At 48.3% G+C, this 23545-nt stretch carries 23 protein-coding genes; 13 read left to right on the forward strand and 10 right to left on the reverse strand.

Annotated features, from left to right (window positions below; translation table 11 throughout):
• Window positions 1-45 precede the first annotated feature (45 nt).
• Together RTV33_RS04815 and RTV33_RS04820 are read right to left on the reverse strand one after the other, a co-directional pair.
• Complete coding sequence (locus tag RTV33_RS04815; RefSeq protein ID WP_312642119.1) at window positions 46-1845, reverse strand: ABC-F family ATP-binding cassette domain-containing protein; 1800 nt, start codon at window positions 1843-1845, stop codon at window positions 46-48.
• 80 nt (window positions 1846-1925) lie between these two features.
• Window positions 1926-3350, reverse strand: a complete 1425-nt coding sequence (locus RTV33_RS04820) for a DEAD/DEAH box helicase (protein WP_312642121.1) — start codon at window positions 3348-3350, stop codon at window positions 1926-1928.
• 352 nt (window positions 3351-3702) lie between these two features.
• On the opposite strand from RTV33_RS04820, the gene RTV33_RS04825 reads away from it, so the two are divergent.
• The 3 genes from RTV33_RS04825 (at window position 3703) to RTV33_RS04835 (ending at window position 6258) form a co-directional block, all read left to right on the forward strand.
• Window positions 3703-4584 carry a YitT family protein gene (locus RTV33_RS04825; RefSeq protein WP_312642123.1) on the forward strand — a complete coding sequence of 294 codons (882 nt, stop codon included), beginning with the start codon at window positions 3703-3705 and terminating at the stop codon, window positions 4582-4584.
• A gap of 235 nt (window positions 4585-4819) precedes the next feature.
• Entirely contained in the window at window positions 4820-5314 is a 495-nt protein-coding gene (locus RTV33_RS04830; RefSeq protein ID WP_312642125.1) for an NfeD family protein, read from the forward strand.
• Window positions 5305-6258: an SPFH domain-containing protein gene (locus RTV33_RS04835; protein ID WP_312642127.1), complete on the forward strand. Its 954-nt coding sequence runs from the start codon at window positions 5305-5307 to the stop codon at window positions 6256-6258. The genes RTV33_RS04830 and RTV33_RS04835 overlap by 10 nt, the downstream gene beginning before the upstream one ends.
• Before the next feature lie 158 nt (window positions 6259-6416).
• Here the strand turns inward: RTV33_RS04835 and RTV33_RS04840 are convergent, their stop codons facing one another.
• The 4 genes from RTV33_RS04840 to RTV33_RS04855 all read right to left on the reverse strand — a co-directional run bounded on the left by RTV33_RS04840 (window position 6417) and on the right by RTV33_RS04855 (window position 11497).
• Window positions 6417-7538, reverse strand: a complete 1122-nt coding sequence (locus tag RTV33_RS04840; RefSeq protein ID WP_312642129.1) for a DHHW family protein — start codon at window positions 7536-7538, stop codon at window positions 6417-6419.
• A gap of 65 nt (window positions 7539-7603) precedes the next feature.
• Window positions 7604-9010, reverse strand: a complete 1407-nt coding sequence (locus RTV33_RS04845; protein WP_312642132.1) for an MBOAT family O-acyltransferase — start codon at window positions 9008-9010, stop codon at window positions 7604-7606.
• A gap of 211 nt (window positions 9011-9221) precedes the next feature.
• Window positions 9222-9926 (reverse strand): response regulator transcription factor, encoded by a 705-nt coding sequence (locus RTV33_RS04850; protein WP_312642134.1) that lies wholly within the window; start codon window positions 9924-9926, stop codon window positions 9222-9224.
• A gap of 14 nt (window positions 9927-9940) precedes the next feature.
• Window positions 9941-11497 (reverse strand): ATP-binding protein, encoded by a 1557-nt coding sequence (locus RTV33_RS04855; protein WP_312642136.1) that lies wholly within the window; start codon window positions 11495-11497, stop codon window positions 9941-9943.
• Window positions 11498-11743: 246 nt separating this feature from the next.
• On the opposite strand from RTV33_RS04855, the gene RTV33_RS04860 reads away from it, so the two are divergent.
• From RTV33_RS04860 to RTV33_RS04875, 4 genes are read left to right on the forward strand one after another with little or no spacing between them, the layout of a single operon-like run.
• Window positions 11744-12796, forward strand: a complete 1053-nt coding sequence (locus RTV33_RS04860; protein ID WP_312642138.1) for an inorganic phosphate transporter — start codon at window positions 11744-11746, stop codon at window positions 12794-12796.
• Between the two features lie 21 nt (window positions 12797-12817).
• Entirely contained in the window at window positions 12818-13441 is a 624-nt protein-coding gene (locus tag RTV33_RS04865) for a DUF47 family protein (protein ID WP_312642140.1), read from the forward strand.
• A 19-nt stretch (window positions 13442-13460) separates the two neighbouring features.
• Window positions 13461-14753: a TrkH family potassium uptake protein gene (locus RTV33_RS04870; protein WP_396327220.1), complete on the forward strand. Its 1293-nt coding sequence runs from the start codon at window positions 13461-13463 to the stop codon at window positions 14751-14753.
• Window positions 14754-14763: 10 nt separating this feature from the next.
• Window positions 14764-15438, forward strand: a complete 675-nt coding sequence (locus RTV33_RS04875) for a TrkA family potassium uptake protein (RefSeq protein ID WP_312642142.1) — start codon at window positions 14764-14766, stop codon at window positions 15436-15438.
• Window positions 15439-15498: 60 nt separating this feature from the next.
• On the opposite strand, the gene RTV33_RS04880 is transcribed toward RTV33_RS04875, so the two are convergent.
• Window positions 15499-16368, reverse strand: a complete 870-nt coding sequence (locus RTV33_RS04880; protein WP_312642144.1) for an aldose 1-epimerase family protein — start codon at window positions 16366-16368, stop codon at window positions 15499-15501.
• A 177-nt stretch (window positions 16369-16545) separates the two neighbouring features.
• Window positions 16546-17658, reverse strand: coding sequence for a sn-glycerol-3-phosphate ABC transporter ATP-binding protein UgpC (locus tag RTV33_RS04885; protein ID WP_312642146.1), 1113 nt, complete (start codon window positions 17656-17658; stop codon window positions 16546-16548).
• Window positions 17659-17807: 149 nt separating this feature from the next.
• Here RTV33_RS04885 and RTV33_RS04890 point away from each other — a divergent pair, with 149 nt between their 5' ends.
• Together RTV33_RS04890 and RTV33_RS04895 are read left to right on the forward strand one after the other, a co-directional pair.
• Window positions 17808-18686: an AraC family transcriptional regulator gene (locus RTV33_RS04890; RefSeq protein ID WP_312642148.1), complete on the forward strand. Its 879-nt coding sequence runs from the start codon at window positions 17808-17810 to the stop codon at window positions 18684-18686.
• Window positions 18687-18713: 27 nt separating this feature from the next.
• Window positions 18714-19322, forward strand: a complete 609-nt coding sequence (locus RTV33_RS04895) for an N-acetyltransferase family protein (protein WP_312642151.1) — start codon at window positions 18714-18716, stop codon at window positions 19320-19322.
• A gap of 3 nt (window positions 19323-19325) precedes the next feature.
• Here RTV33_RS04895 and RTV33_RS04900 read toward each other — a convergent pair whose 3' ends face one another.
• Window positions 19326-19793: a DUF6774 domain-containing protein gene (locus tag RTV33_RS04900; protein ID WP_312642153.1), complete on the reverse strand. Its 468-nt coding sequence runs from the start codon at window positions 19791-19793 to the stop codon at window positions 19326-19328.
• 62 nt (window positions 19794-19855) lie between these two features.
• Entirely contained in the window at window positions 19856-20395 is a 540-nt protein-coding gene (locus RTV33_RS04905; RefSeq protein ID WP_312642155.1) for an acetylglutamate kinase, read from the reverse strand.
• 215 nt (window positions 20396-20610) lie between these two features.
• On the opposite strand from RTV33_RS04905, the gene RTV33_RS04910 reads away from it, so the two are divergent.
• From RTV33_RS04910 to RTV33_RS04925, 4 genes are all read left to right on the forward strand, one after another.
• Entirely contained in the window at window positions 20611-21462 is an 852-nt protein-coding gene (locus RTV33_RS04910; protein ID WP_312642157.1) for a chemotaxis protein CheW, read from the forward strand.
• A 102-nt stretch (window positions 21463-21564) separates the two neighbouring features.
• Window positions 21565-21846 (forward strand): DUF503 domain-containing protein, encoded by a 282-nt coding sequence (locus RTV33_RS04915; RefSeq protein WP_312642159.1) that lies wholly within the window; start codon window positions 21565-21567, stop codon window positions 21844-21846.
• 99 nt (window positions 21847-21945) lie between these two features.
• On the forward strand, window positions 21946-22851 hold the full coding sequence (locus RTV33_RS04920; protein ID WP_312642161.1) for a YafY family protein: 906 nt from the start codon (window positions 21946-21948) through the stop codon (window positions 22849-22851).
• Window positions 22852-22917: 66 nt separating this feature from the next.
• Window positions 22918-23541: a GyrI-like domain-containing protein gene (locus tag RTV33_RS04925; protein WP_312642163.1), complete on the forward strand. Its 624-nt coding sequence runs from the start codon at window positions 22918-22920 to the stop codon at window positions 23539-23541.
• The last annotated feature ends 4 nt before the right edge of the window (window positions 23542-23545 follow it).

The following is a 23545-nucleotide window of genomic DNA, read 5'->3' on the forward strand; positions in this document are numbered from 1 at the left end:
CGGAATGCAGCTTTTGCATTCCGGTTTTGTTCTGTTCAATGGACATTATATTACCGGTTGGCCTTGTGCTTCAATGCGCTCGGCAAGGTCGTTTAGATATACCCAGCGCTCCATCTGTGCGGCAAGCTCTGCCTCCAAAGCAGATTTTTGCTCCATCAGCTCCTGCAAGCGCTCAAAGTTGCTTGCCTCTTTTACAAGCTCCTGTTCGGTGTCCGAAATACGCTGTTCCAGGCCAGAGATCACACTGTCAATGTTCTCAAACTCGCGCTGCTCTTTAAAGGTGAATTTCAGCTTATCCGATTTCGTCTTCCAGCTGTCCTTCGATTTTGACTGTGCACCGCGTTCCGCTTCGGGTTGAGCCTGCTCTTTGCGCTGTTCGATATAATCGGAATATCCACCCATTGTGCCAACAATGCTGCCGTCGGGCTCGAATGCGAAGATGCGCGACACCACTTTATCGAGAAAATAGCGGTCGTGCGACACCACAATAACAGCCCCCGCAAAGCCCTCAAGGTAATCCTCGAGAATGGTGAGCGTCTGAATATCGAGATCGTTGGTGGGCTCGTCAAACAGCAGCACATTGGGCGCCTGCATTAAAATGCCCAGCAAGTACAGCCTGCGGCGCTCGCCGCCCGAAAGCCTGCCAATGGTGGTGTACTGCAGGTCGGAGGTGAATAGAAAATTTTCCATCATCTGCGATGCGGTGAGGGTGCCCTCGGGGGTTTGTACCTCGGCGGAAATATCCTTGATGTAATCGATGGCACGCAGTGACATGTCCATCTCGTCGCATTCCTGCGAGAAATAGCCGATGCGTACCGTGTCGCCGATTACCACGCTGCCGCTGTCGGGTGCAAGCACGCCGCCAATCATTTTCAGCAGCGTCGATTTGCCGCACCCGTTTTCACCGATGATGCCGATGCGGTCGTCACGCAGCAGATGATAGGAGAAGCCGCTGATCAGGGTGCGTTCACCGTAGGCTTTGGAAACATCCTCAATCTCGATGATTTTTTTGCCAAGGCGCGAGCTCATCGATGCCATTTCGAGTTTATCCTCGGTGAGGTCCACCTTTTGGGACGAAAGCTCGGCAAAGCGGTTCACACGAAACTGTTGCTTGGTGCTGCGCGCGCGCGCACCGCGCTGAATCCACTCCAGCTCTTTGCGCAGCAGTGCCTGCCGCTTGCGCTCGCTGGAAACCAGCATGTCTTCGCGCTGCGCCTTAAGCTCTAAGTACTTGGCGTAGTTTGCCTGATAACCAAACAGGCTGCCACCTTGCAGCTCTACAATTCGGTTGGTGATACGGTCGAGGAAGTAGCGGTCATGCGTCACCATCAGCAGTGCGCCGCCGTAGCGGGCAAGGTAACCCTCCAGCCAGTCCACCATATCGTTGTCAATGTGGTTGGTGGGCTCATCAAGCACCAGTACCTCTACAGGGGTAACCAGTGCGCTTGCCAGTGCGACGCGGCGCTTCTGTCCGCCCGAAAGCTGCTCTATGGGCTTGTTAAAATCGGTGATGCCAAGCTTGTTTAAAATCGCTTTGCACTCATACTCCTTCCCCTCGCGCTGCTGCTGTGCAATGCCGTGCATTGCCTGCTCAAGCACCGTAGCCCCCGTGATAAACTCGGGGTTTTGCGGCAGATAGCCGACACGCACACCACCTGCCTTGGTGATAATGCCGCTGTCGGGGTTTTCCGCACCGGCGATAATTTTGAGCAGCGTAGATTTCCCCGTGCCGTTTATGCCGATTAACCCCAGCTTGTCGCCCTCGCTGATGCTGAAAGAAACATCCTTCAGCAGTATTTTTTCACTGTAGCTTTTGCTGATTTTCTCAGCATTCAATAACAGCATATCAAAATCCTCCGGATAGGCTTACAATTATTTCTGTTTGAACCGCCCTTTTCATGCACATGGCGCTTTGCCACGATGCGCTAGCCTTTGCGAAAATAAGCGTTTTTGGTGACCGGTGCATTCGCCGAGCCGGATTTTGCAGGTGCCGGACGTCTGCCCGAGGGCTTATGGCTGCGCGGCTTGGGTGCACGCGGCTCAGTTGGTGCCCCGGCTTTGCCCTGTTTGCTGCCTTTCCCTGTACCTTGTCCGTTCTGCTTATGAGGGCTGCTTGCTGTTTGGTTCTTTGCACCCTGATTACGCGGTGCACTTTGTGCGCAGTCTCTGCGAGCAGGGCGAGGCGGCTTTGGCTCTTTGGGCGGCACCTCAAATACCATCATAGGGTAGGGGTGGTCGGTAACCGCGGGAATATCGCGCTTGATCACCTTTAAAATATCCATCAGATAGGGCTTTTCTTCAATATCACAGAATGAAATTGCTATGCCCGAAAGCCCCGCCCTGCCCGTGCGCCCAATGCGGTGCACGTAGGTTTCGGGAATGTTGGGCAGGTCGAAGTTGATGACATGCGAGAGCTCGTCAATGTCAATGCCGCGCGCGGCAATATCGGTTGCAACCAGCACGCGGATGGTGCCGTTTTTAAAGTTGGAGAGTGCGGTTTGGCGCGCCCCCTGCGATTTATCGCCATGAATAGCCGCCGCCTTAAAATTTGCTCTGGTCAGCTCGCGCACCACGCGGTCTGCACCGTGCTTGGTACGGGTAAACACCAAAGCCGAGGTAATGACTGGGTCTTTTAAAAGGTATTTTAATAGCTCGCGTTTGTTGGCCTTGTCCACAAAGTAAACACTCTGCTCAATTTTATCCACGGTGGAAGAAACCGGTGTTACCGCTACCTTGATGGGGTCAACCAGAACGTTCTCTGCAATTGCGGTAATTTCGGGCGGCATGGTTGCCGAGAAGAGCAAGGTTTGCTTTTTGGGCGGGGTTTGCGCAATTACGCGCTTGACGTCGTGGATAAAGCCCATGTCCAGCATGCGGTCTGCTTCGTCCAGTACAAAAATCTCAATGTCCTTCAGGCTGATAATGCCCTGGCTGATGAGGTCGTTGAGTCTGCCGGGGGTCGCGACAAGAATATCTACACCGCGTCTCAGCTGTTCTTCCTGCGGTTTTTGCGAAACACCGCCAAATATTACGCAGCAGCGCAACTTAAGGTGTGCGCCGTATGCCTCAAAGCTCTCATAAATTTGAAGCGCGAGCTCACGTGTGGGGGTTAAAATCAGTGCACGGATGCGGCGCATGCCCTTTGGCGCGGAGGTTTCGCTTAGTTTTTGCAAAATTGGGATGGCAAATGCCGCGGTCTTTCCGGTTCCGGTTTGAGCGCAGCCGAGTACATCTCTGCCTGCCAGCACCGGCGGAATGGCCTGTGCCTGAATGGGGGTGGGTTCGCTGTAATTCTGGGTTTGCAATGCCCGTAAAATCGGGGGAATCAATTGTAAATCTTGAAAGTTCATGGATCTCCTTTATCTGATCAGCTAGACTCGCTGTCTGAGTAGAATCGTATTTACATACTTTAATATCATACCACATTTTTATAAAATAAAAAAGTGTACGCAATATGGGGCAATATAAACGTTAAACGGGGAGATTATTTACAAAAATTGAAAATTATTGTATACTTATTATAAGTTTATAAGACTGGGCGTGTGCAGGCGAAAAAACGCGGTTATTTTAAAATAGCCGCCGCTTATAGAGACAGCTTCGCGGGCGCGGGTTACCGTACAACTAAAGAGGGAAGCAGTTGGTAATAATAAAACTGTTTCTCTCTTTTTTATGCTTTTAGAGGAAATACAGGAGGAATTGGATATGAGCCATATAATTAAAAAAATAAACCCCAAAGAGCTTGCGGGCGACCTGATTTGTGATGCCGCTTGCGGAATCCTCAACGGTATTTCGGTTGCTATGTTTACTGCGCCCAACCACATTGCGCCCGGCGGTGTAACCGGAATCGCAACCATCATCAACTATCTTTCGGGCCTGCCCATCGGTACAGTTGCTATGCTCATTAATATTCCGCTGCTGCTGGTGGCTTACAAAATATTGGGCAAGCGATTTACGCTGCTCACACTCAAATCTACCTTTATTATGTCCTTTTTTATTGATTTGTGCGCCGTAGTTTTGCCGCCCTACCGCGGCAATTTACTGTTGGCGGCAATGTTTGGCGGCGCAGCAGGCGGAATTGGCTTGGGGCTTGTGTTTATGCGCGGCAGCACCACCGGCGGTACGGATATTATGTGCAGGCTAGCAAAGCTCAAATATCCACACTTACCTTTTGGCAAGGTGCTGCTGATTCTAGACGGTGTTGTTATTTTGGCGGCAGCTTTGGTTTACCGCAATATGGAGAGTGCACTCTATGCGCTCATCACGATTTTGGCGTCGTCTAAAATGATTGATATGATTTTGTACGGCATGGATAAGGGCAAGGTAGTATATGTCGTGTCGACAAGTACGCGCGAAATTGCAAAGGCAATTATTGAGGAGATGGATCGCAGTGCAACACTTTTAAAGTCGGTGGGTGCATATTCGCAGAAAGACCAAGAGATGCTGATGTGTGCGGTGCGCGATGAACAGTACCCTACCTTAAAAAAGATAGTGCTGCGGGTAGACAAAAATGCTTTTATGATAGTAGCCGATGCCGGAGAGATTCTCGGCGAGGGTTGGCGCGGAATTGATACCGAAAAGATATAGCCAGCGCGCGCTGCGTCTTGCCCCGGTAACAGCTAGGCAGTAGGTTTCAAAAAAACGGCTCTAACGTTCTAAAAAGAGCAAATTCAGCCCTTTTTTATCTTTGTGAAAACGGTATAATGATGATATAATCTTAACAAGCAAACAACTTACAATCTATACGAAAATATAAGTTGTCAATGCTTGCGGATTTTGATGTACATCGAATCTATATTCTAAAAGAGGGAGGCTAGGGGAAATGCGAACGATTCTATCACAGGAGCTGTACCCGGTGTTTTGGCTGATATTGGGGATTGCTTTGGCTATTGCAGAAGCGGCAACGGTGCAGCTGGTTGCAATTTGGTTTTCGCTGGGTGCGGTTGCAGCAATCATTCCCGCACTGATGGGCGCACCGGTGTGGGCGCAGTTTCTGGTGTTTGTAGCGGTATCTGCGCTTGCAATGGTAGGTACCCGTCCGTTTGTAAAACGTTTTTTAAATGTAAAGCAGGAGCGCACAAACGCAGACAGGGTCATCGGGCAGACCGGTGTTGTGCTGCAGGAGATTGACAACGACAGGGCGCAGGGCAGAGTGCTCGTGATGGGGCTAGACTGGTCGGCGCGGTCGGTGGATGGCACCGATATACCTGTGGACGCAAAGGTAACGATACTCGCCATTGAGGGCGTGAAGCTGATTGTTGAAGCAAAAGAGATTTTGGATAAAGAGGAATTAAAGGAGGAGCAACCATGTTATTAGTTGAATTTTTCGGCGGCTTTTTAGTACTTGCGGCAATACTACTTGTTTTAATCGCGTTGGTGTCCTGCATCAAAATTGTTCCACAGGCGATGGTGTATGTTGTGGAAAGATTGGGTGCCTACAATACAACGTGGGAAACAGGCCTTCATTTTAAATTGCCGTTTTTTGACCGCATTGCCAAAAAGGTGTCGCTCAAAGAGCAGGTAGTGGATTTTGCACCGCAGCCTGTCATCACCAAGGATAACGTTACCATGCAGATTGATACGGTAGTGTTCTTCCAGATTACCGATGCAAAGCTGTATACATATGGCGTAGAGCGCCCTCTCTCCGCCATAGAAAATCTTTCAGCAACCACCCTGCGTAATATCATTGGTGAGATGGAGCTGGACAGCACCCTCACTTCCCGTGATATCATCAATACCAAAATTACCGCAACGCTTGACACCGCAACCGATAAATGGGGCATCAAGGTGAACCGCGTAGAGCTCAAAAACATCCTGCCCCCGCGTGAAATTCAGGATGCGATGGAAAAACAGATGAAGGCCGAGCGTGAAAGGCGTGAGTCCATCCTGCGTGCAGAGGGTGAAAAGCACAGCCAGATTCTGGTTGCACAGGGTGAAAAAGAATCTGCGATTCTGCGTGCTGAGGCAGAGAAGGAATCGGCAATCCTGCGTGCAGAGGGTGTAAAAGAGCAGAAGATTCGCGAGGCACAAGGTGAGGCGGAGGCGATTCTGATGGTTCAAAAATCCTTTGCAGATTCGCTGAAAATGCTAAACGAAGCAAACCCCACCCAGCAGGTGCTTGCAATCAAGAGCCTTGAGGCGTTTGCGAAGGTGGCAGACGGCAAAGCCACGAAGATTATCATCCCCAGCGAGATTCAGTCGCTGGCAGGGCTTGTTACCTCTCTGAAAGAAGTAACAAGTGAGCCGGAAAAAATGCAGTAAGAACCAGTTCTGTCCACCGTTACAAAACGGTACACAGACGCGGCAAAAGGCGGCAAGCAGAAAATCTGCTTGCCGCCTTTTTGATTGGTAATTTCACAATATTATCTTGTGTAAAAATAGCATTCATGTTAAGCTTTATTTATTATTTGCAATGTACGTTATGAAGGCTGTTGTTCAAGCTTTACCAAATGATTCTGCTGTGCAAATACATCCACGCTGTAAACAAACAGCACATCGTCATAATCGGCTGGATCTGTAATATCAGTAAGGCTACCGCTGATGTACCGCATATCGACCAGCGCGATTTCACTATAATCGTTTACAAAAAACGGGGCGAGGCTGTGCGCGTACGAATCTTTAAAAATAAGCAGCCGCTTTCCGCTTTTGCTTGCAGTGTGAATGGTAACAAGCGGCTGGTTTGAGCCGAGAAAATACGAGTATTTGTCTTTTTGCGAGAGGTATTCGTCAAAGTACATGGAAGCATAGTCGGTGGTTTTCTTGCCGTCATACACCGAAAATCCCGTGACTTTTCCGCTGTGATAGGCCTGAATGGTGTCGGGTGTGATGTTTCTTACGCCCGACTTGGAATAGAGTGTACCGTAAAAGCTGTCGCTGACGGTATCGATTTGAAAATCCTCTGCGGCTTTCGGGACAAGCCCCATCACCTTGCATGCCTGCTGATACGCCAAAAATGTGCCAGCAGATGTCCAGTGATGATCAGTGCGGTAATAGATATCGTTGTCTTTGTGCTCCGTAAGGGTACCGAAAAGCTCTACCGGCTTTACTGCATTACCCAGTTCGGAGGCCACGCGGCTTACAAAGCCTGCTTGATCCCAGGTTTGAGCAAAGAGGGGGAGCTTGTCGGTTTGTATCGCGGCGGCGCTGGGTACCAGCATGAGGTAGCTGGGTTTTTGGTAGCGCTGTACAAATGCTTTAATACCGCGGATATTTGCCTGTACCGCATCGTCCTTCGGTGCGTCGATATCCGCCATCAGCGCATTTTTACATACAAATACGCCGTTGTTTTCGCGTTTGCCCAGCGAGTATTCGAGGCTGCTTTGCATTGCAATCCAGCTGTCGCGCGCCACAAAATGGTCGTTGAAAAACTCATCCATGCCTTGCATATACTTGCCATTCAGCAGTGCCTTTGTCGAGAAGCTGGGGAAGCTGGCAAGGTAACGGTTCTCCGATTCGGAAAAGTTCTTGTTTGGCAATATAAGATTAATGAGCACCACCGCCCCCCACAGGGGTGCGAGGATGCGGAAAAATATTTTATCCATAGCAGGCTCCCAAATATGATATTACATTTCGATATAGAGTAAGTGCCCAGGCACAGCGTTGCTGTTTAAAACCGGAAATACAAAAATGGATTATAGGTGCTGTTCACAAGGTAGGCGACGCATGCCGCAAAGAGGAACACATACCCCAGTGATACACCAACCAGCACGGGTTTTCGTGCACTGCACTCCAGCCGGATGAGCAATTTTTGAAACACAGGGGTAGCAAAGAACGCCGCCAGTACAAAAATCAGCCCGTAGCCAAGCAGGTAATACAATGCCTGCTTGTTCCAAAGGGGGACATGCTGCCAACCGAACATTCCCCTAAAATAAGCACCCATAGCGCTTAAATCCTCAAAGTAGAAGATGACCCAGCTGATGATAATCAGTACAAGCGCATAAATATGCTGCAGAATTCGCGGAACCTTGTCCCAAAAGCGAAGTAAAACAAACTTCTCAATAATCAGAATGATTGCAAAGTACAGCCCCCAAAACACAAAGTTCCACGATGCGCCATGCCAAAAGCCGGTAAGTGCCCACACCACCAGCAGGTTGCGCAGCTGCTTCAGCTTGCCGCAGCGGTTGCCGCCCATGGGGATATACACATAATCGCGAAACCATGCGCCCAAAGTGATGTGCCACCGCCGCCAAAACTCGGTAATACTGCGGGAGATATAGGGGTAGTTGAAGTTTTCGTCAAAGGTGAGCCCAAAAATACGTGCCAAACCGATCGCCATATCGGAATATCCGCTGAAATCAAAGTAGATTTGAAAGGTGTAAGCGATAATGCCGATCCAGTACAGCAGTACCGATGGTTCCCCTGCCGCACCGGTTGAAATCTGGCTCCATAAAAACCCTACGTTATTTGCAATGAGCACCTTTTTGCCCAGACCAATCAAGAAGCGTCTGGTACCGCGCGAAAAACTGTCGGCGGTGAGCAGGTGATCATCGAGATCATGCTCGACGGTGACATAGCGCACAATCGGGCCTGCAATAATCTGTGGAAAAAGGGTGGTGTAGGTGAGATAGTTGTAATAGCTTTTCTCGGAATTGGTAGTGCCGCGGTAGACGTCAATCGCATAGGATATGGATTGAAATGAGTTGAACGAAACACCAATGGGTAAAATGATGTTCGGCTGGGGAATACCACCGCCCACCAGTGCGTTGAGGTTACCCACAAAAAAGTTGGTGTATTTAAAAAACAGCAGTACACCAAGGTTGCTGCCCACCGAAATGAGCATAAACAGGCGCCTCAGCCGTTTGTGATCGGCATACTTGTCCATTAACCGTGCGCAAACATAGTCTTCCACCGAAAGCGCAAGCATAACGGGAATAAACCGGATTTCACCCCATGCGTAAAACACCATGCTTGCCAAGAACATCACAAGGTTTTTCAGCTTTTGTGGTGCAACGTAATAAAGGATGATAAGCGCCGGCAAATAGTAAAATAAAAAGGTAACACTGCTGAAAACCATTGGTACAGACCTCCGACGGATATTTTACAGCGATTCCACTTCAAAATGGAATTGCCTGCCTACCCAAAGGGTACGCTGTTACGGCATTTGCCAATGCCTATTTTCCCAGTCTGTTGCTGGAAAAATTATTATAAAAAAAGCCTCCTCTGCCCTCAGCGGATGAGGATAATCGCAACACAATGCCTTAGTACAGAACTTTAAGTCTGGCTTGTTATTCGGCGTCACTCATGCGGTAGCCCACGCCCACCTCGGTAAGAATATAACGCGGCTCAGCAGGGTTTTTTTCAATTTTACGGCGGATATTCGCCATGTTTACACGCAGAATCTGGTTGTCACCCGCAGCAAAAGGGCCCCAAATCTGTTCGATAATGCTGTCGTAGGTGAGTACACGCCCCGCGCAGCGGCAGAGCAAGGCCACAATTTTATATTCAATCTGTGTCAGGTGTATGTCAGTGCCATCTACCCATACCATGCGTTTATCAAAATCGATAGCGAAGCCACCTGTTGTAAATTTGGTACTGGGTACGCTGTCACCCGTTTCGGGCTTGCTGTTATGGCGCAAAGCGGTACGAATACGCGCCAGCAGTTCTGAAGTACCAAACGGCTTCGTGATGTAATCATCCGCACCCAGGTCGAGTGCTTCAACCTTTTCGCGCTCGTAACCGCGCGCCGAAACTATGATGATGGGAATATTCGACCATTCACGCACCGATTTGAGTACCTCCAGCCCATCCATGTCGGGCAGTCCCAGGTCAAGCAGCACCACATCGGGGCAGTGTGAGGTGATTAAAGACAGCGTCTCGCGCCCTGTCTCAGTTTTAATAGTTCGATATCCGTTTGCGGTCAATACGGTAGAGATAAAATTGCTGATAGCACGTTCGTCCTCAACAATTAAAATAGTTACTTTATTGGCCATATGGTTTCACCCCTTCATTTATCAATCGGCAGCGTAAAGGTAAAGGCTGCTCCGCCGCCCTGTTTATTTGTCACAGTTATTTCACCGCCATGTGCTTTCACAATAGAATTACAGATGGAAAGCCCGATGCCCATTCCTCTGGAAGAATCGCTGCTGCGCTTGCCGCGCGCCTCGTAGCCCTCAAAAAGATACGGGATATCCACCTGCTTAATGCCTTTTCCATGGTCTCGCACCTCAAACATTGCAAGGTTCCCCTCGCGTGTGACGGTAAGCTCAATGGGAGCATCTTCACCGGAATGCCGAATCGCGTTTTCCACCAAGTTGATGATGACCTGTTCAATCAGCGTTGCATCCATGGGGACAAGTAAGAATTCATCGGGAACCCGAACCTGCAGCTGTTGCGTGGGGAAACGCGATTTTGCGCGCCCAATCGCCTCGGCAACAATTTCCTCCACTGCCTCGGGCGATTTATGCACAGTTGCGCCGCCTTCGCTGATGCGGGTGACCGACAGCAGATTTTCTACCATCCGAATCAGCCATTGTGAATCCTCACGGATATCATCCACCAGTTTATCGTGCGTTTGTTCATCCAATTGCCCTTTGCTCTCCAGTATTGCCGAGCTTGCTCCCAAAATACTGGTGAGCGGGGTACGCAAGTCATGTGAAATGGCACGCAGCAGGTTGCTGCGCATCTTCTCCTTTTCCGATTCCACCAATATACGGCTTTGCTCGTCCGAAAGCTTCTGTCGCTCCAGCGCCATGGCAATCTGCGAGGTCATCATATCCAAAAAGGTCATCTGCTCGGGCTCCGGCGCAGCGCCGTCGTCATACAGCAGCCCAATTACGCCCAGTGCCTGCCGCTGTGACGCTACAGGCAGGTACAAACCATATGCCTTGGTGCAGGTATCGGTACCGGTGCCGGCACACTCGTTGTTCACAAACACCCAGTGCACTGCGAACTGCTCGTTGGAAGAACGTAAAATCAGCTCTTGACTCAGGCTGGCAGCGGCAATTTTTCCTGTACAGCCGCACTGCGGGTCATCGGTGTAAAAAATTACCGGACGGTGAAAAAAGTCGCTCAGGTAATCCAACGTAAGGTTCACAATATTATCCAGCCCCCGGGTAATTAAAAGCTGGCGGGTAATTTCATAAAGCTTTTCGGTACGCAGCTCACGCAGGGCGGACTGACGTGCCTGTTCGGTAATTTGTGCGGTCATGGCGCTGGTGATGAGTGAAACCAAAAGCATGCTTAAAAAAGTGATGGGGTAGCCAGCAAGGGTAAAATCCAGCGCAGAATAAGGGAAGGTGAAAAAAAAGTTTACCCCGATTACACCTGCGACCGATGCACATATGCCCCAGAGATATCCGGTGGTTACGCGTGAAACAAATACCACTGCCAAAATGTAAATAACAATCATGCTTACGTTGTCAAAACTGGCGAACGCCTGTTGCAGCAAAAGGCAGATTGTTGTTGCGGCAAGCAATATCAGCAAGGTTTTAACCGCATCGTACCGCAGCCATTTAGGTGCTTTATCCGAGGCGAACATGTTCTTGTTCTCCTTAATCTTCACTTAAAATCACCCACCTCTCAGGCTTTATACGGATCAAATCAGCTTTATACAGTGCTGCCGAGCAGCGGCACATTACCTTGATTATACCGTAAACAAGGCGTAAAGCAAGGAAAACAAGCATTAAGAAATTGTTAAGAATGGATGCGGGATGTTGTCGAGTTTGGGCAATCGTGCTACGATGACTTTGCGCAAAATTTACACACGGCTTACAACAAGACAGGAAACAAAACAGGGAGGAGATCTTTCTTGACCATCACGCTTTCTGAATTTTTCAGTCAGGCGATAACCAACCCAGCGCTGCTGATTACCGCACTGCTGACCATGGGGGTCATTTTGGTAAACGGTTGGACAGACGCGCCGAACGCAATTGCAACCTGCGTTTCAACACGGGCAATGAGCCCCCGCAGTGCCATTTTAATGGCAGCGGTATTTAATTTTTTAGGTGTACTATTTATGACACTTGTCAACGCGACCGTTGCACAAACCATCTACAATATGGTGGATTTTGGCGGAGATCCCCACGAAGCACTCACTGCACTGTGCGCTGCGCTGTTTGCCATTGTGGTGTGGGCGACAGCGGCTTGGGCCTTTGGTATTCCCACCAGTGAAAGCCACGCGCTGATTGCAGGTGTTTCGGGTGCGGCAATTGCAATGCACAACGGTTTATCTGGCATTAACGGGGGAGAATGGGTGAAGGTACTGTACGGCTTGGGTCTCTCCACACTGCTCGGTTTTGTTATGGGCTGGGTCACAGTGAAGCTGATTGAAGTAATCTGCCGCAGACTGGACCGCCGGAAAACAAGCAGTTTTTTTCAGGGCGCACAGGTGTGCGGCGGTGCGGCAATGGCGTTTATGCACGGTGCTCAAGATGGGCAAAAGTTTATGGGAATCTTTATGCTGGGCATTTTTCTTGCCAGGGGGCAGGGGGATGTTTCAAGTTTTGTTATTCCGATGTGGATGATGATTCTATGCTCAGCAGTGATGGGGCTTGGCACTTCAATCGGCGGCTATCGCATTATTAAGGCGGTGGGCATGGATATGGTAAAACTCGAGCAATATCAAGGCTTTTCGGCAGATCTTGCAGCAGCGGGCTGCCTGCTGATTTCGTCACTTACCGGTATTCCGGTGAGCACCACACACACCAAAACCACTGCGATTATGGGTGTAGGTGCTGCAAAGCGAGTATCCTCAGTTAATTGGAGTGTGGTAAAAGAAATGGTGCTCACTTGGGTGCTCACTTTTCCCGGCTGCGGATTAATTGGTTTTTTAATGGCAAAGCTGTTTATGTGGATTTTTTAGTTTGAAAGGATAGAGTAAAACATGGGGAACAAGAAAGATTACAACTACTATGATATGTTTGTAAAGATGGTGGATTACTCCTGCCAGGCGGCAGAAATGCTGCACGATGTACTTACAAATTTTGATGCAGATAAGCTGCATGATAAAATTACAGAAATGCATAATTTAGAGCATGGCGCCGATATGTGCAAGCACGATATGATGAATAAGCTGGTACGTGAATTCATCACCCCAATTGAGCGAGAAGACATTATGGAGCTTGCACAGGAATTGGATGAGGTCACCGATAATATTGAGGATGTTTTGCTGCGTGTGTACATGTATAATATCACTGCGATTCGCCCCGAAGCACTGGAATTTTCAAACGTTATTGTCAGCTGCTGCAAGGCACTGAAAAAAGCAATGGAAGATTTCCACAATTTCCGTAAATCTACAACGGTGCAGACCAGTATCATCGAAATCAACCGCCTCGAAGAGGTTGGCGACAAGCTATACACCGAATCGGTGCGCAGGCTGTATGTGAACTGCAAAGACCCCATTGAAATTATTGCTTGGACCGAAACACTCGACCGCCTTGAAAAATGCTGCGATGCCTGTGAGCATGCAGCCAATGTGGTTGAAAGTGTTATTATGAAGAACTCGTAGATTACAAGGAGGCATTTTTGTGTCCCATCAAGGCAGAATGAGCCCCGGGAGGGTTCTTGTTCTGGGTTTTGCAATTGTTATCTTTACCGGTATGTTTTTACTGCTGCTTCCAATTTCGGCAAACCCGGGTATGCATGTGCGCCCCGTGGACGCACTGTTTACGTCAACCAGTGCGGTTTGTGTTACAGGCTTGGTCGCAATTGACACAGCGGGCACCTTTTCTGTGTTTGGCAGGGCGGTTGTCGCCGCGCTGATACAGGTGGGGGGCCTCGGTTTTACTTCGTTCGGCGTGTTGTTTATCCTGCTTGCGCGAAAAAATGTTGGTCTGCGCGAGCGTGTACTGATCAAAGAAGCGATGAATCTCAATTCGCTAAACGGCATAGTCAAGCTGGTGAAATCGGTACTAAAGATGACCCTGCTGTTTGAAGGTGTGGGCATGGTACTCAGCTTTATTGTATTCGTGCAGGATTTCCCACCGCTGGATGCCCTGGGGGTCAGCATATTCCATGCTATTTCAGCGTTCAACAATGCGGGCTTTGATATTCTGGGTGGGTTCGCAAACCTAATCCCTTATCAAAGCAATGTGCTGCTCAACCTCACCACCTGTGCACTGATTGTTTTTGGCGGATTGGGTTTCACTGTGATCAAAGAGGTGTGGGAAAAGCGTTCGTGGCGCGCACTGTGCATGAACAGCAAAATTGTTTTGCTGATGACAACCTCGCTGCTTCTCATCGGTACCGTACTGCTCAAGTGCACCGAGGATGTCACCTGGCTGGGAGCGTTTTTCCAGAGCACAGCGGCGAGAACCGCAGGTTTTTCCACCTACAATCTCGGTAAATTCACGAACGCAGGTCTGTTTATTCTCATCATTCTTATGTTTATCGGCGCATCGCCCGGTTCTACGGGCGGCGGTATCAAAACCACCACCACCTTTACGATGCTCAAAAGCATTTTCAGCATTGCCACCAACCGCGAATGCACCGCGTTTAAGCGTAAGATACCCCAAGAAAGTGTAATACGTGCCTTTACGCTCACAATTCTTGCGCTTGGTGTGGTTTGCATAAATACCCTGCTGGTAAGCCTTGCTGAACCGCAGTACAGCTTTGTGCAAGTGCTGTTTGAAGTGGTTTCTGCGTTTGGTACGGTTGGTCTTTCCACCGGCATTACCCCGGAGCTTACCGATATCAGTAAAATTATTTTGTCACTCACCATGTTTTTTGGCAGGCTGGGTCCACTCACCATCGCATGCGTGTGGTCGTATCACCCGGCATCCAACCTGCTTTATGCGGAAGAGCGAATTACAATAGGATAGGAGCATTTCTATGTTCAATTATCATAAACCGAGTATTCCATTTGGGGTAATTGGGTTAGGGCGCTTTGGCTATGCCCTTGCTGAAACTCTTGCCGCCTCAGGCAAAGAGGTTCTGGTTCTCGACAACAATGAAAATAAAATTCGTCAAATTCAAGAACATGTAGGGCAGGCATTCGTCACCCCTATACTAGATAAACCTACCTTGGAGGAAGCAGGCATTCAAAACTGCGAGACGGTTGTGGTTTGCATTGGTGAGCAGATTGAAGCAAGCATTCTCACCGCTCTTAACGTAATTGAGCTGGGTGTGCCGCGTGTTATTGCAAAAGCAATCAGTGCCGAGCATGGCAAGGTGCTGCGCAAAATAGGTGCAGAAGTTGTTTACCCCGAAAAGGATATGGCAGTGCGGCTCGCGGGTAAGCTTAGCACCACACGCGCTCTCGACTATATTGAGCTCAACGGTGACTTTTCCATCTCAGAAATCAAGCTTACCGATAAGTTTGACGGTATTACGGTGATGCAAGCAAATCTCCGTAAAAATTTTGGAATTAATATCATTGCCATCATCAAAGGCAGCAAAACTACGGTTGATATTACTCCCGATATTGTACTCAATGAAAACGACGTGGTCGTGGTTGTAGGTAGAAATGAGAGCATTGCCGGCTTTGAAGATGCCCTTTCTAATTAATTTTCCACATACAAACAAAAACCCCCGACAGCCAATTGGGCAGCCGGGGGTTTTTGTTACTTATAGCACCGAGACAGTATATCCAATTGAAAAGCTTTCGCCCGCAGACAGGGTGACAACGTATGGTTTGTGGGCAAAGTCGTTACTTTCAGCGGCAGTTGCGGCATGCCCCACCCAGGGTTCAAAGCATAGGTATGGTGCATCAGAGTGCGGTTTGCTCCAAAGTGCAAGCAGCGGGAAATCTGAAAAATTCATCTTTACGCCTTTGCCTGTGGTATTGTGGCGCAGCGATACACTGCGTGAACGCAGCCCCTTAAAGATCAGTGCATCGTTGTCAAACAGCGTATGATCCAATGCCAGTCTATCGGTGTGATTAAGTCTGATGGCTGTGTTTTCAACCGGACCGTCTGGGGTAAGCGCCATGCAGGGCAGGTTCTCAACCTGCTCAAACACTACGCTGTAATCTTCAAAACGCTCGTTCCGGTGCAACGGACACATAAAGCCTGTATGTGCACCAATGCAAAACTGAATTGTGCTGTCAATTGCACGTACAGTAAAGCTTGTGGCAAAACCGTCGTCGGTTAGCTCGTGGCGTACCAGCAATTCAAAGTGATAGGGGTATTGTGCAAGCGTTTCAGCATTGTCGCAAAGGCGAAGCACCGCAAAATGCTCGCCGCTTTGCAACACTTCAAACTCCGAATGGCGCGCAAAGCCATGGCGCCCCATTTCGTAGGTTTTTCCGTCAATTTGCACCTGCCCGTTTTTTAGGCCGCCCACTATGGGGAACAGAATCGGGTTGCGCCCTGCCCAATAGGCGGGGTCACCGTTCCAAATATATTCGGTATTCGCAATATCGCGGTAAGAAATCAGCTCTGCTCCGTAGGTATCCACCACGGCAGTGCAGCCATTCAGGTTTAAACTCAGCTTCATAAAAAACACTTCCTTCCGGTAATCACATTAGCACAGTGCAGAAGAAAAAACAATAAAAATATACCCTCATTATTGGTTTTATAAAAATTACAAAAAAACAGAGAGCCACCCGCTTTTGCGGATGGCTCGTTTGCATGTTTATAAAAGATAATGCTCGAATGGGGAAGGTACAGCTGCTTAGTTGAAGATAACCTGCTCGGTTTCTTTGTCGAACATATGCAGTTTGTTGTTGTCAAACGCAACCTTCAGCACATCGTCCGATTTCGCGGTAGAGCGAGAGGGAACTTTAGCCGTAAGCTTTTTGCCTGCACAATCAAGGTACAGGAAGATCTCAGAGCCCATCATCTCGGCAATATCAACCTTCGCCTCTACAACGCTGTGCTCAGCGCTCTCTAGGAATACAGGCTCATCATGGATGTTTTCGGGACGAATACCAATGACAACTTCTTTGCCAACGTATTTGTCAAGCTCTTTTGAATCTGCTTTGCCCTTGGGGATACCGATGGAATAGCCATCAAACTCTGCAAAGTAGCCGTTTTCTTTTTTTGTCAAAATAACGTCGATAAAGTTCATTTGCGGTGAGCCGATAAAGCCTGCGACAAAGATGTTACAGGGGCTGTCGTAAAGTTTCTGCGGGGTATCCACCTGTTGAATAAAGCCGTCCTTCATAACAACAATGCGGTCACCCATTGTCATAGCCTCGGTCTGGTCATGGGTTACATAAACAAAGGTTGTGCCCAGTCTCTTATGCAGCTTAGTAATCTCGGTTCTCATTGCGGTACGCAGTTTTGCGTCGAGGTTGGACAGAGGCTCGTCAAGCAGGAACACCGCCGGGTCACGAACCATAGCGCGGCCAAGGGCAACACGCTGGCGCTGACCACCCGAAAGGGCCTTGGGTTTACGGTTGAGCAGATGTTCAATGTCAAGAATTTTTGCAGCCTCTTCTACCTTCTGTTTAATCTCGTCTTTGGGAACTTTACGGAGCTCAAGGCCGAAGGCCATATTCTTGAATACGGTCATATGCGGGTAAAGCGCATAGTTCTGGAATACCATTGCAATGTCTCTATCCTTCGGGGCAACATCGTTTACCAAATTGTCGCCAATGTACAGCTCGCCTTTGGTAATTTCTTCAAGCCCTGCAATCATACGCAGTGTAGTGGATTTACCGCAGCCGGAGGGGCCGACAAGAATGATAAACTCTTTGTCCTCAATTTCAAGGTTAAAATCGTTTACAGCGGTTACATCGCCGGGGTAAATTTTAAAGATGTTTTTTAAGCTGATACTTGCCATAATCGCACCTACTTTTCTTTCATTGTAATTTATTGACCTGTTGCGTTCTTAAAAAAGAGCCTGTATAATGGTAATAATTCTTATAAATTCATTGTATCCCGTTAAACAGTGCATTACAATGGTAATATGTTGATATGAGGTGTAAAAAAATGACCTCTTTTTTTAGGTTGCCGCAGCCACCCGCCGAAGTGGCGCAGGATATTGTTTTATCTATGGCCGGTGTTATGGACAGCAGTGCAAAAGGCAGCGCTTTTGAAAGAAAAGAACAATCCTGTGTTTTTCCGTTTCAGGGCTGGCTGGTGCTTGCGGTGCTTGCGGGCGAGGGTATGGTAACCGCCGGAAAGCAAACTTTTGCCGTGAAGCAGGGCGAACTGCTCATCACCCCCTGTGGCGGTGGTATGAGCATTGCAAGCGGGCTTGAGTGTAGTTTTGCGCTGCTGGGCGGCGAGCTCGCGCAGCACCACCTCACCGGCGTGACCGACCGTTTGGGGGTACAATCCGCGGTAAGCTTGTACAACCCCGTGGTGGGCACTCTTAGGCGTATTTGCAATAGTATCGAGCTGGGTGCGGCGGTGGATGGCTATTGGGGGTGTACCAAAGCATTCGCCCTTTTAATAGAGCTTTGCGCCCTAGCGGAAGAACGGAAAACCACCCAAATCCCTCCGCTCGTAGAGCAGGCTGCAGAGCTGATTCGTACACAATATGCCTATCTCTCGGGTATTGAGGAGCTAGCCGACCGGCTGGGTGTGACCAAGCACCACCTAATTCGAGAGTTTTCACAGCATATGAGAGTCCCCCCCGGTAAATATCTTTCAGAGGTGCGGCTTGAAAACGCCAAGCTGCTGCTGCAAAGCGGGAAATATACGCTTGAAATAGTGGCGGACATGGTGGGTTTTGCGGGAGCAAACTACTTTTGCAAGGTATTTAAAAAATCAAATGGTATGACCCCCACCGAGTATGCGCAAAGTACGGTGCATCGCCGCCCCGCCGGCGATTTGGAAAAACTGGAGCAGATGTTTTATCTGTAAGGAAAGCAACACAAAGGAGCATAAAATATGAGTCAATACCGCATTCGTTTCGCAAGCCTTGAAGATGCCCCCGCACTGCTTGGCATCTATACCCCTTATGTTACAGGCACGACCATTACCTTTGAGTACGAAGTGCCGTCTGTAACCGAGTTTGAAGGGCGCATCGCAAGTATTTCAAAAAGCTATCCCTACCTTGTTTGTGAAAGCAGCGGGATACCGGTGGGCTACGCCTACGCCTCGCTTTACCGCACACGCGCGGCTTATCAGTGGGATGTGGAGACTTCCATTTATCTGCACCCCGATGCACAGGGAAAAGGGGTTGCGTCAGCGCTGTACGATGCACTGATGGCCCTGCTTGTATTGCAGGGGGTATACAATGTTTACGCCTGTATTACGCACCCAAATGAGCGCAGTGAGCGTTTTCATAAAAGCTATGGCTTTCAAAAGGTTGGGGTATTCCAAAAGGCGGGCTATAAGTTTGGCCGCTGGTGTGATGTGATTTGGCTGGAAAAACCATTGCATGACCGCTTTGGCGCGCCAGAACCTATAAAACCGGTTGCCATGCTCTGCCGGCAAGAGGTACAGCAGATTTTGCTGCAGGCAGAACAAAGACTTTTAAAAAGTAGCATCAGATAGAGGTTATGACCATTGTTTATCAAAATTTTTCTGTAAAAAAAGCGGCAGAGAAGCAGAGTCGGCACTGGTTTTTCCTTCAGCTGACGATGTTGGAATTTGCCAAGTGTTTTTACCTTGATCAGCAACGGACAGATTGCTGTTTTTCGCTGAAGTTTGCTCATTGCTGCTGCTTTGATCAGTGTCAGACTTGTTAGTATTTTTTGTTGTCGCTTGACTGGCATTGCTGCTTTGAGCAGTGGCGGGCTGATTGTTGGTGTTATTATCTTGAGTAGTGTCAGGTTGATTGCTGTTTTTCTGTGCGTTTTCAATGCAATCTTGTATATTGTTTTTTTGAACAGCGATGGTGGCGATAACTGCACCGACCTGTGTAAAAACGGCAGCTAAAACATTTAACTCCTCAACCGTTCTGCCCTTAGATACCGCAATGGATATCGCACTCACGGCAGCCGCGAGATCCTCTGGACAAAACACAAGCTCACCTCCGGTTACAACATAAGAGCCAAGGTTACCTTATGCGCCCCTGGCTCTTAGCTTTAGATACGAAATTGTGCGAGAATACCGCTTGCCATAAAATCAGCCATTTGCAATGCATTATGTTCAATCGTATCGTATCGTTTAACATCTTCTTCATATTGCTTGTTTAGCCGTTCGGTTGCTTCCTTTGCGGTCATATCAAGGTGATCGTACAAAAGGTTTCTCCATTGGCGGTCATCCCAATACGGGTTAATGCTCGACAAAAAGGCTGCGATTTCATCTGCATTTGCATACCACTTTTTATTGCTTTCGGCGGCCTTAGCCGTGTCGCCCACTTTTAAAGCGGTAACGAGGTCCGCTGCAATCAGCAGATGTTCGCGAAATAGTTTTTCAAGCTGCTCGGCAATTTCGGGGCCATAAAATTGTTTAAATACTTTTGCAAAATCAGACGGATTGCGCAGCAAGCGCTCGGTTACCATTGGCAGATCCCCCAAGCCTTCCGCAGTGCTGATGATAAACGACCTGGTCCACATAATATGCTGCTCCCACAATTTGCGCAGCAGATCAATTAACTGCCTTTGACTGCAATTAAAATACAAAAGATCTCCTCCTAAAAAAGTTTATCAAAATATAGTATGCGATAGAAGCACACATGGAGACAATTGTGTAAAAAGGTTACTACCTCATTTATTCTTTCGGATATTTATGCTATAATATGCCTGTATATAGTGAAAGCCCATTGTATGCTTATGAAAAGCAGATGCCATTTGACTTGAGATGCAAACTGTTTCTATTGACAAGGAGAAGATAAAACATGTACTACGAAAACGAAGATGTACAGACAGAGCAAACCGAATATCCATGGTTGATTTTTAAGCTGTGCGGCGAGTATTTTACTTTTACCAGCGAGCTGGTGTCAAGTATTATGATGTTACCGCAAAACATAGTACCTATGCCGAATTCCCCCCAATACGTCAGGGGTATTTTCGATTTGCGCGGTAAAATTATTCCGCTCATTGAGCTGCGCCGTCTGTTTGGCATGAAGTCGCTCACGGAAGAATACCAGGAGTTTGCGGATATGCTGGAGGCTCGCAAACAGGATCATCTGCACTGGGTCAAAGAATTAGAGCGTTCGGTAAAGCAGAACGAGCCATTTACACTTGCCACCGATCCACATCAGTGTGCGTTTGGAAAGTGGTATGATAATTTTGAATCGGATCTACATACGATAAACCACCATATGAGAAAGATAGATGAGCCCCACACCAAGCTGCATCAAACAGCGTTGGAGGTGGAAGAATGCAAGCAGAATTGCGATGATTGTGAGCGTGACGAATGCTTAAAAAAAGTTTTTGGAAAGCTCTCGGACGAGTATGTTCCGCAAATCGTTTCGCTGCTGGACGAAGCAAAAGAACTTTTTAAAATTGATTTTCACGAGATGGTAATTGTACTTGAAAAAGATGACCAGTATTTTGGCATTATGGCGGATGAGATTGTATCGGTAGAGGATTTGGAAGAGATAGGATCTGTAGACAATATGGGCGGTTCCAGCGAATCGGATTTCATCTCAGGAGTAAGAAAGAGTAAATCGGTTGATAAGAGCATTTTAGTTATAGATGAATCTGCGCTCATCAGCACCATAACAGGGAAAAAGAAAGTTTTATAAAAAAACCAAAAGTGGGGCAGTCTACCACTGTACCGTCTATTTTGCAGATACTGAAAGCACCAGCCCTGAAAAACTGAAGTGATGGTATTGGAAGGATAAAAAATGATTGTTTCAGTAGTAAAGATTAGGCTGTATGCGCCGTGGGTGCACTCGCTCAAAGAAAAGCGCATGATCGTCAAAAGCATTTGTGCCAAGGTGCACAATCAGTTTCACGTCGCCATTGCCGAGGTGGAAGAACAGGATATGCACCAAACGATTGTGCTGGGTATTGCCTGTGTTGCAGATTCTGCCGCGTTTGCAGGTAGCGTGGTGGATAAGGTGCTAAATTTTATCGAAAGCAATACGGAAGCTGAAATCATTGATATTCAAAGAGAAAACAGATAGTACGTAAACTGCTAAAAAGGAGCCTCTGATTGTTCAGAAGCTCTTTTTTTATGACATACACCTGTCAGCTATTTGTGGTACAATAGCAGTGGTGATGATATGCAGATTCATAGATTATTTGAAATGACCTACCTGTTGCTGAATAAACGTAAAATGACCGCGAAGGAGCTGGCGGAGCGGTTCGAGGTGTCGCAGCGCACCATCTACCGCGATGTAGACACTTTGTCTGCCGCAGGAATCCCCATCTACGCAAGCAAGGGCAAAGGCGGAGGAATCAGCCTGCTTGAGGATTTTGTACTCAACAAATCGGTACTGTCCGAGGACGAGCAGAACGAGATTTTGTTCGGCTTGCAGAGCCTGTCCGCGGTAAAGTACCCTGAGGTGGATACAGCCCTCTCCAAACTGGGCAGTCTGTTCCGCAAAGAGAACATCAGGTGGATTGATGTCGATTTTACCGATTGGGGCGCAGGCGTGCAGGAGCGGGCAAAATTTATGACGCTCAAAGACGGAATTTTAAACAAAAGTATCATTCTGTTTGATTATTACAGCGCGGCGGGTGAAAAAACCACACGCAAGGCAGAGCCCCTGCGCCTAATGTTTCGTGGACAGGGCTGGTACCTCTTAGCCTTTTGCACTGCAAAACAGGACTACCGCTTTTTTAAGCTGTCACGCATCAAAAACCTAAAGCGGATTGAGGAAACCTTTGAGCGCGAAATTCCCTGCGATGTCTTCCAATCGAGCCCAAATTCATACCGGAACAAAATGGTACCCCTAAGGCTCTGGGTGGATGCCACAATGGCGTACCGCGTCTATGATGAGTTTGAGGAGGAAAACATTGTAAAGCATGAGGACGGCAGCTTTACGGTGACCACCGAATTTCCACTCGGTGAATGGGTATATGGGTATTTGCTCTCGTTTGGTGGTTCGGTGCGGGTGTTGCAGCCGACTACCATTCGAGACGAAATTATTCGGCGCCTTCAAACCGCGTTAAAACAGTATTTATAAATATGACATGCTGTTGTCAATATATCCCCTGTACAATAAGGTTATTAAAACACAGGAGGAATTGCAATGAATGGCAAATTGGATTTTAAAAAGCAGGAAAAAGCACTCTACCTTCCGAGAGGAACCCCCGAGCTGGTGGAAGTTCCCCCCATGCAGTACCTGATGCTGGACGGGTGCGGCGACCCAAACGGCGAGCAATATAAAAATGCTGTTGAAGTGCTGTATGCAATTGCTTATACCATTAAAATGAGCAAAGAGCATCCACAGGGCTGGCTGGATTACACAGTTCCACCCTTGGAGGGCTTGTGGGATTGCGGCTGTGACGGCTTCGAGCTCGAAAAACGGCAGCAATGGGCTTGGACTTCGATGATCCGCCAGCCCGACTTTGTAACACAGAATGTTTTGAGAAAAGCGAAGGAGACCTTAGCAGTGAAAAAACCTCAGCTGGATACATCAGGAGTGCGCCTTTCCGCTTATGAGGAGGGTTTGTGTGTACAGCTGATGCACATCGGCCCGTACAGCACCGAGCAGGAATCGATTGATAAAATAGCGCAGTTTGTAGCGCAAAACAACTTGACAGATGAGTGCGGAAACGACCGTCGGCATCACGAAATTTATCTGAGCGACCCGCGAAAGGCCGCGCCAGAAAACCTGAAGACAATCCTCCGTCACCCTGTTGCCCACAAATAAAGGA

It is taken from the genome of Hydrogenoanaerobacterium sp., assembly GCF_032017025.1.
In the GTDB taxonomy this organism is placed as follows: Bacteria; Bacillota; Clostridia; order Oscillospirales; family Ruminococcaceae; genus Hydrogenoanaerobacterium.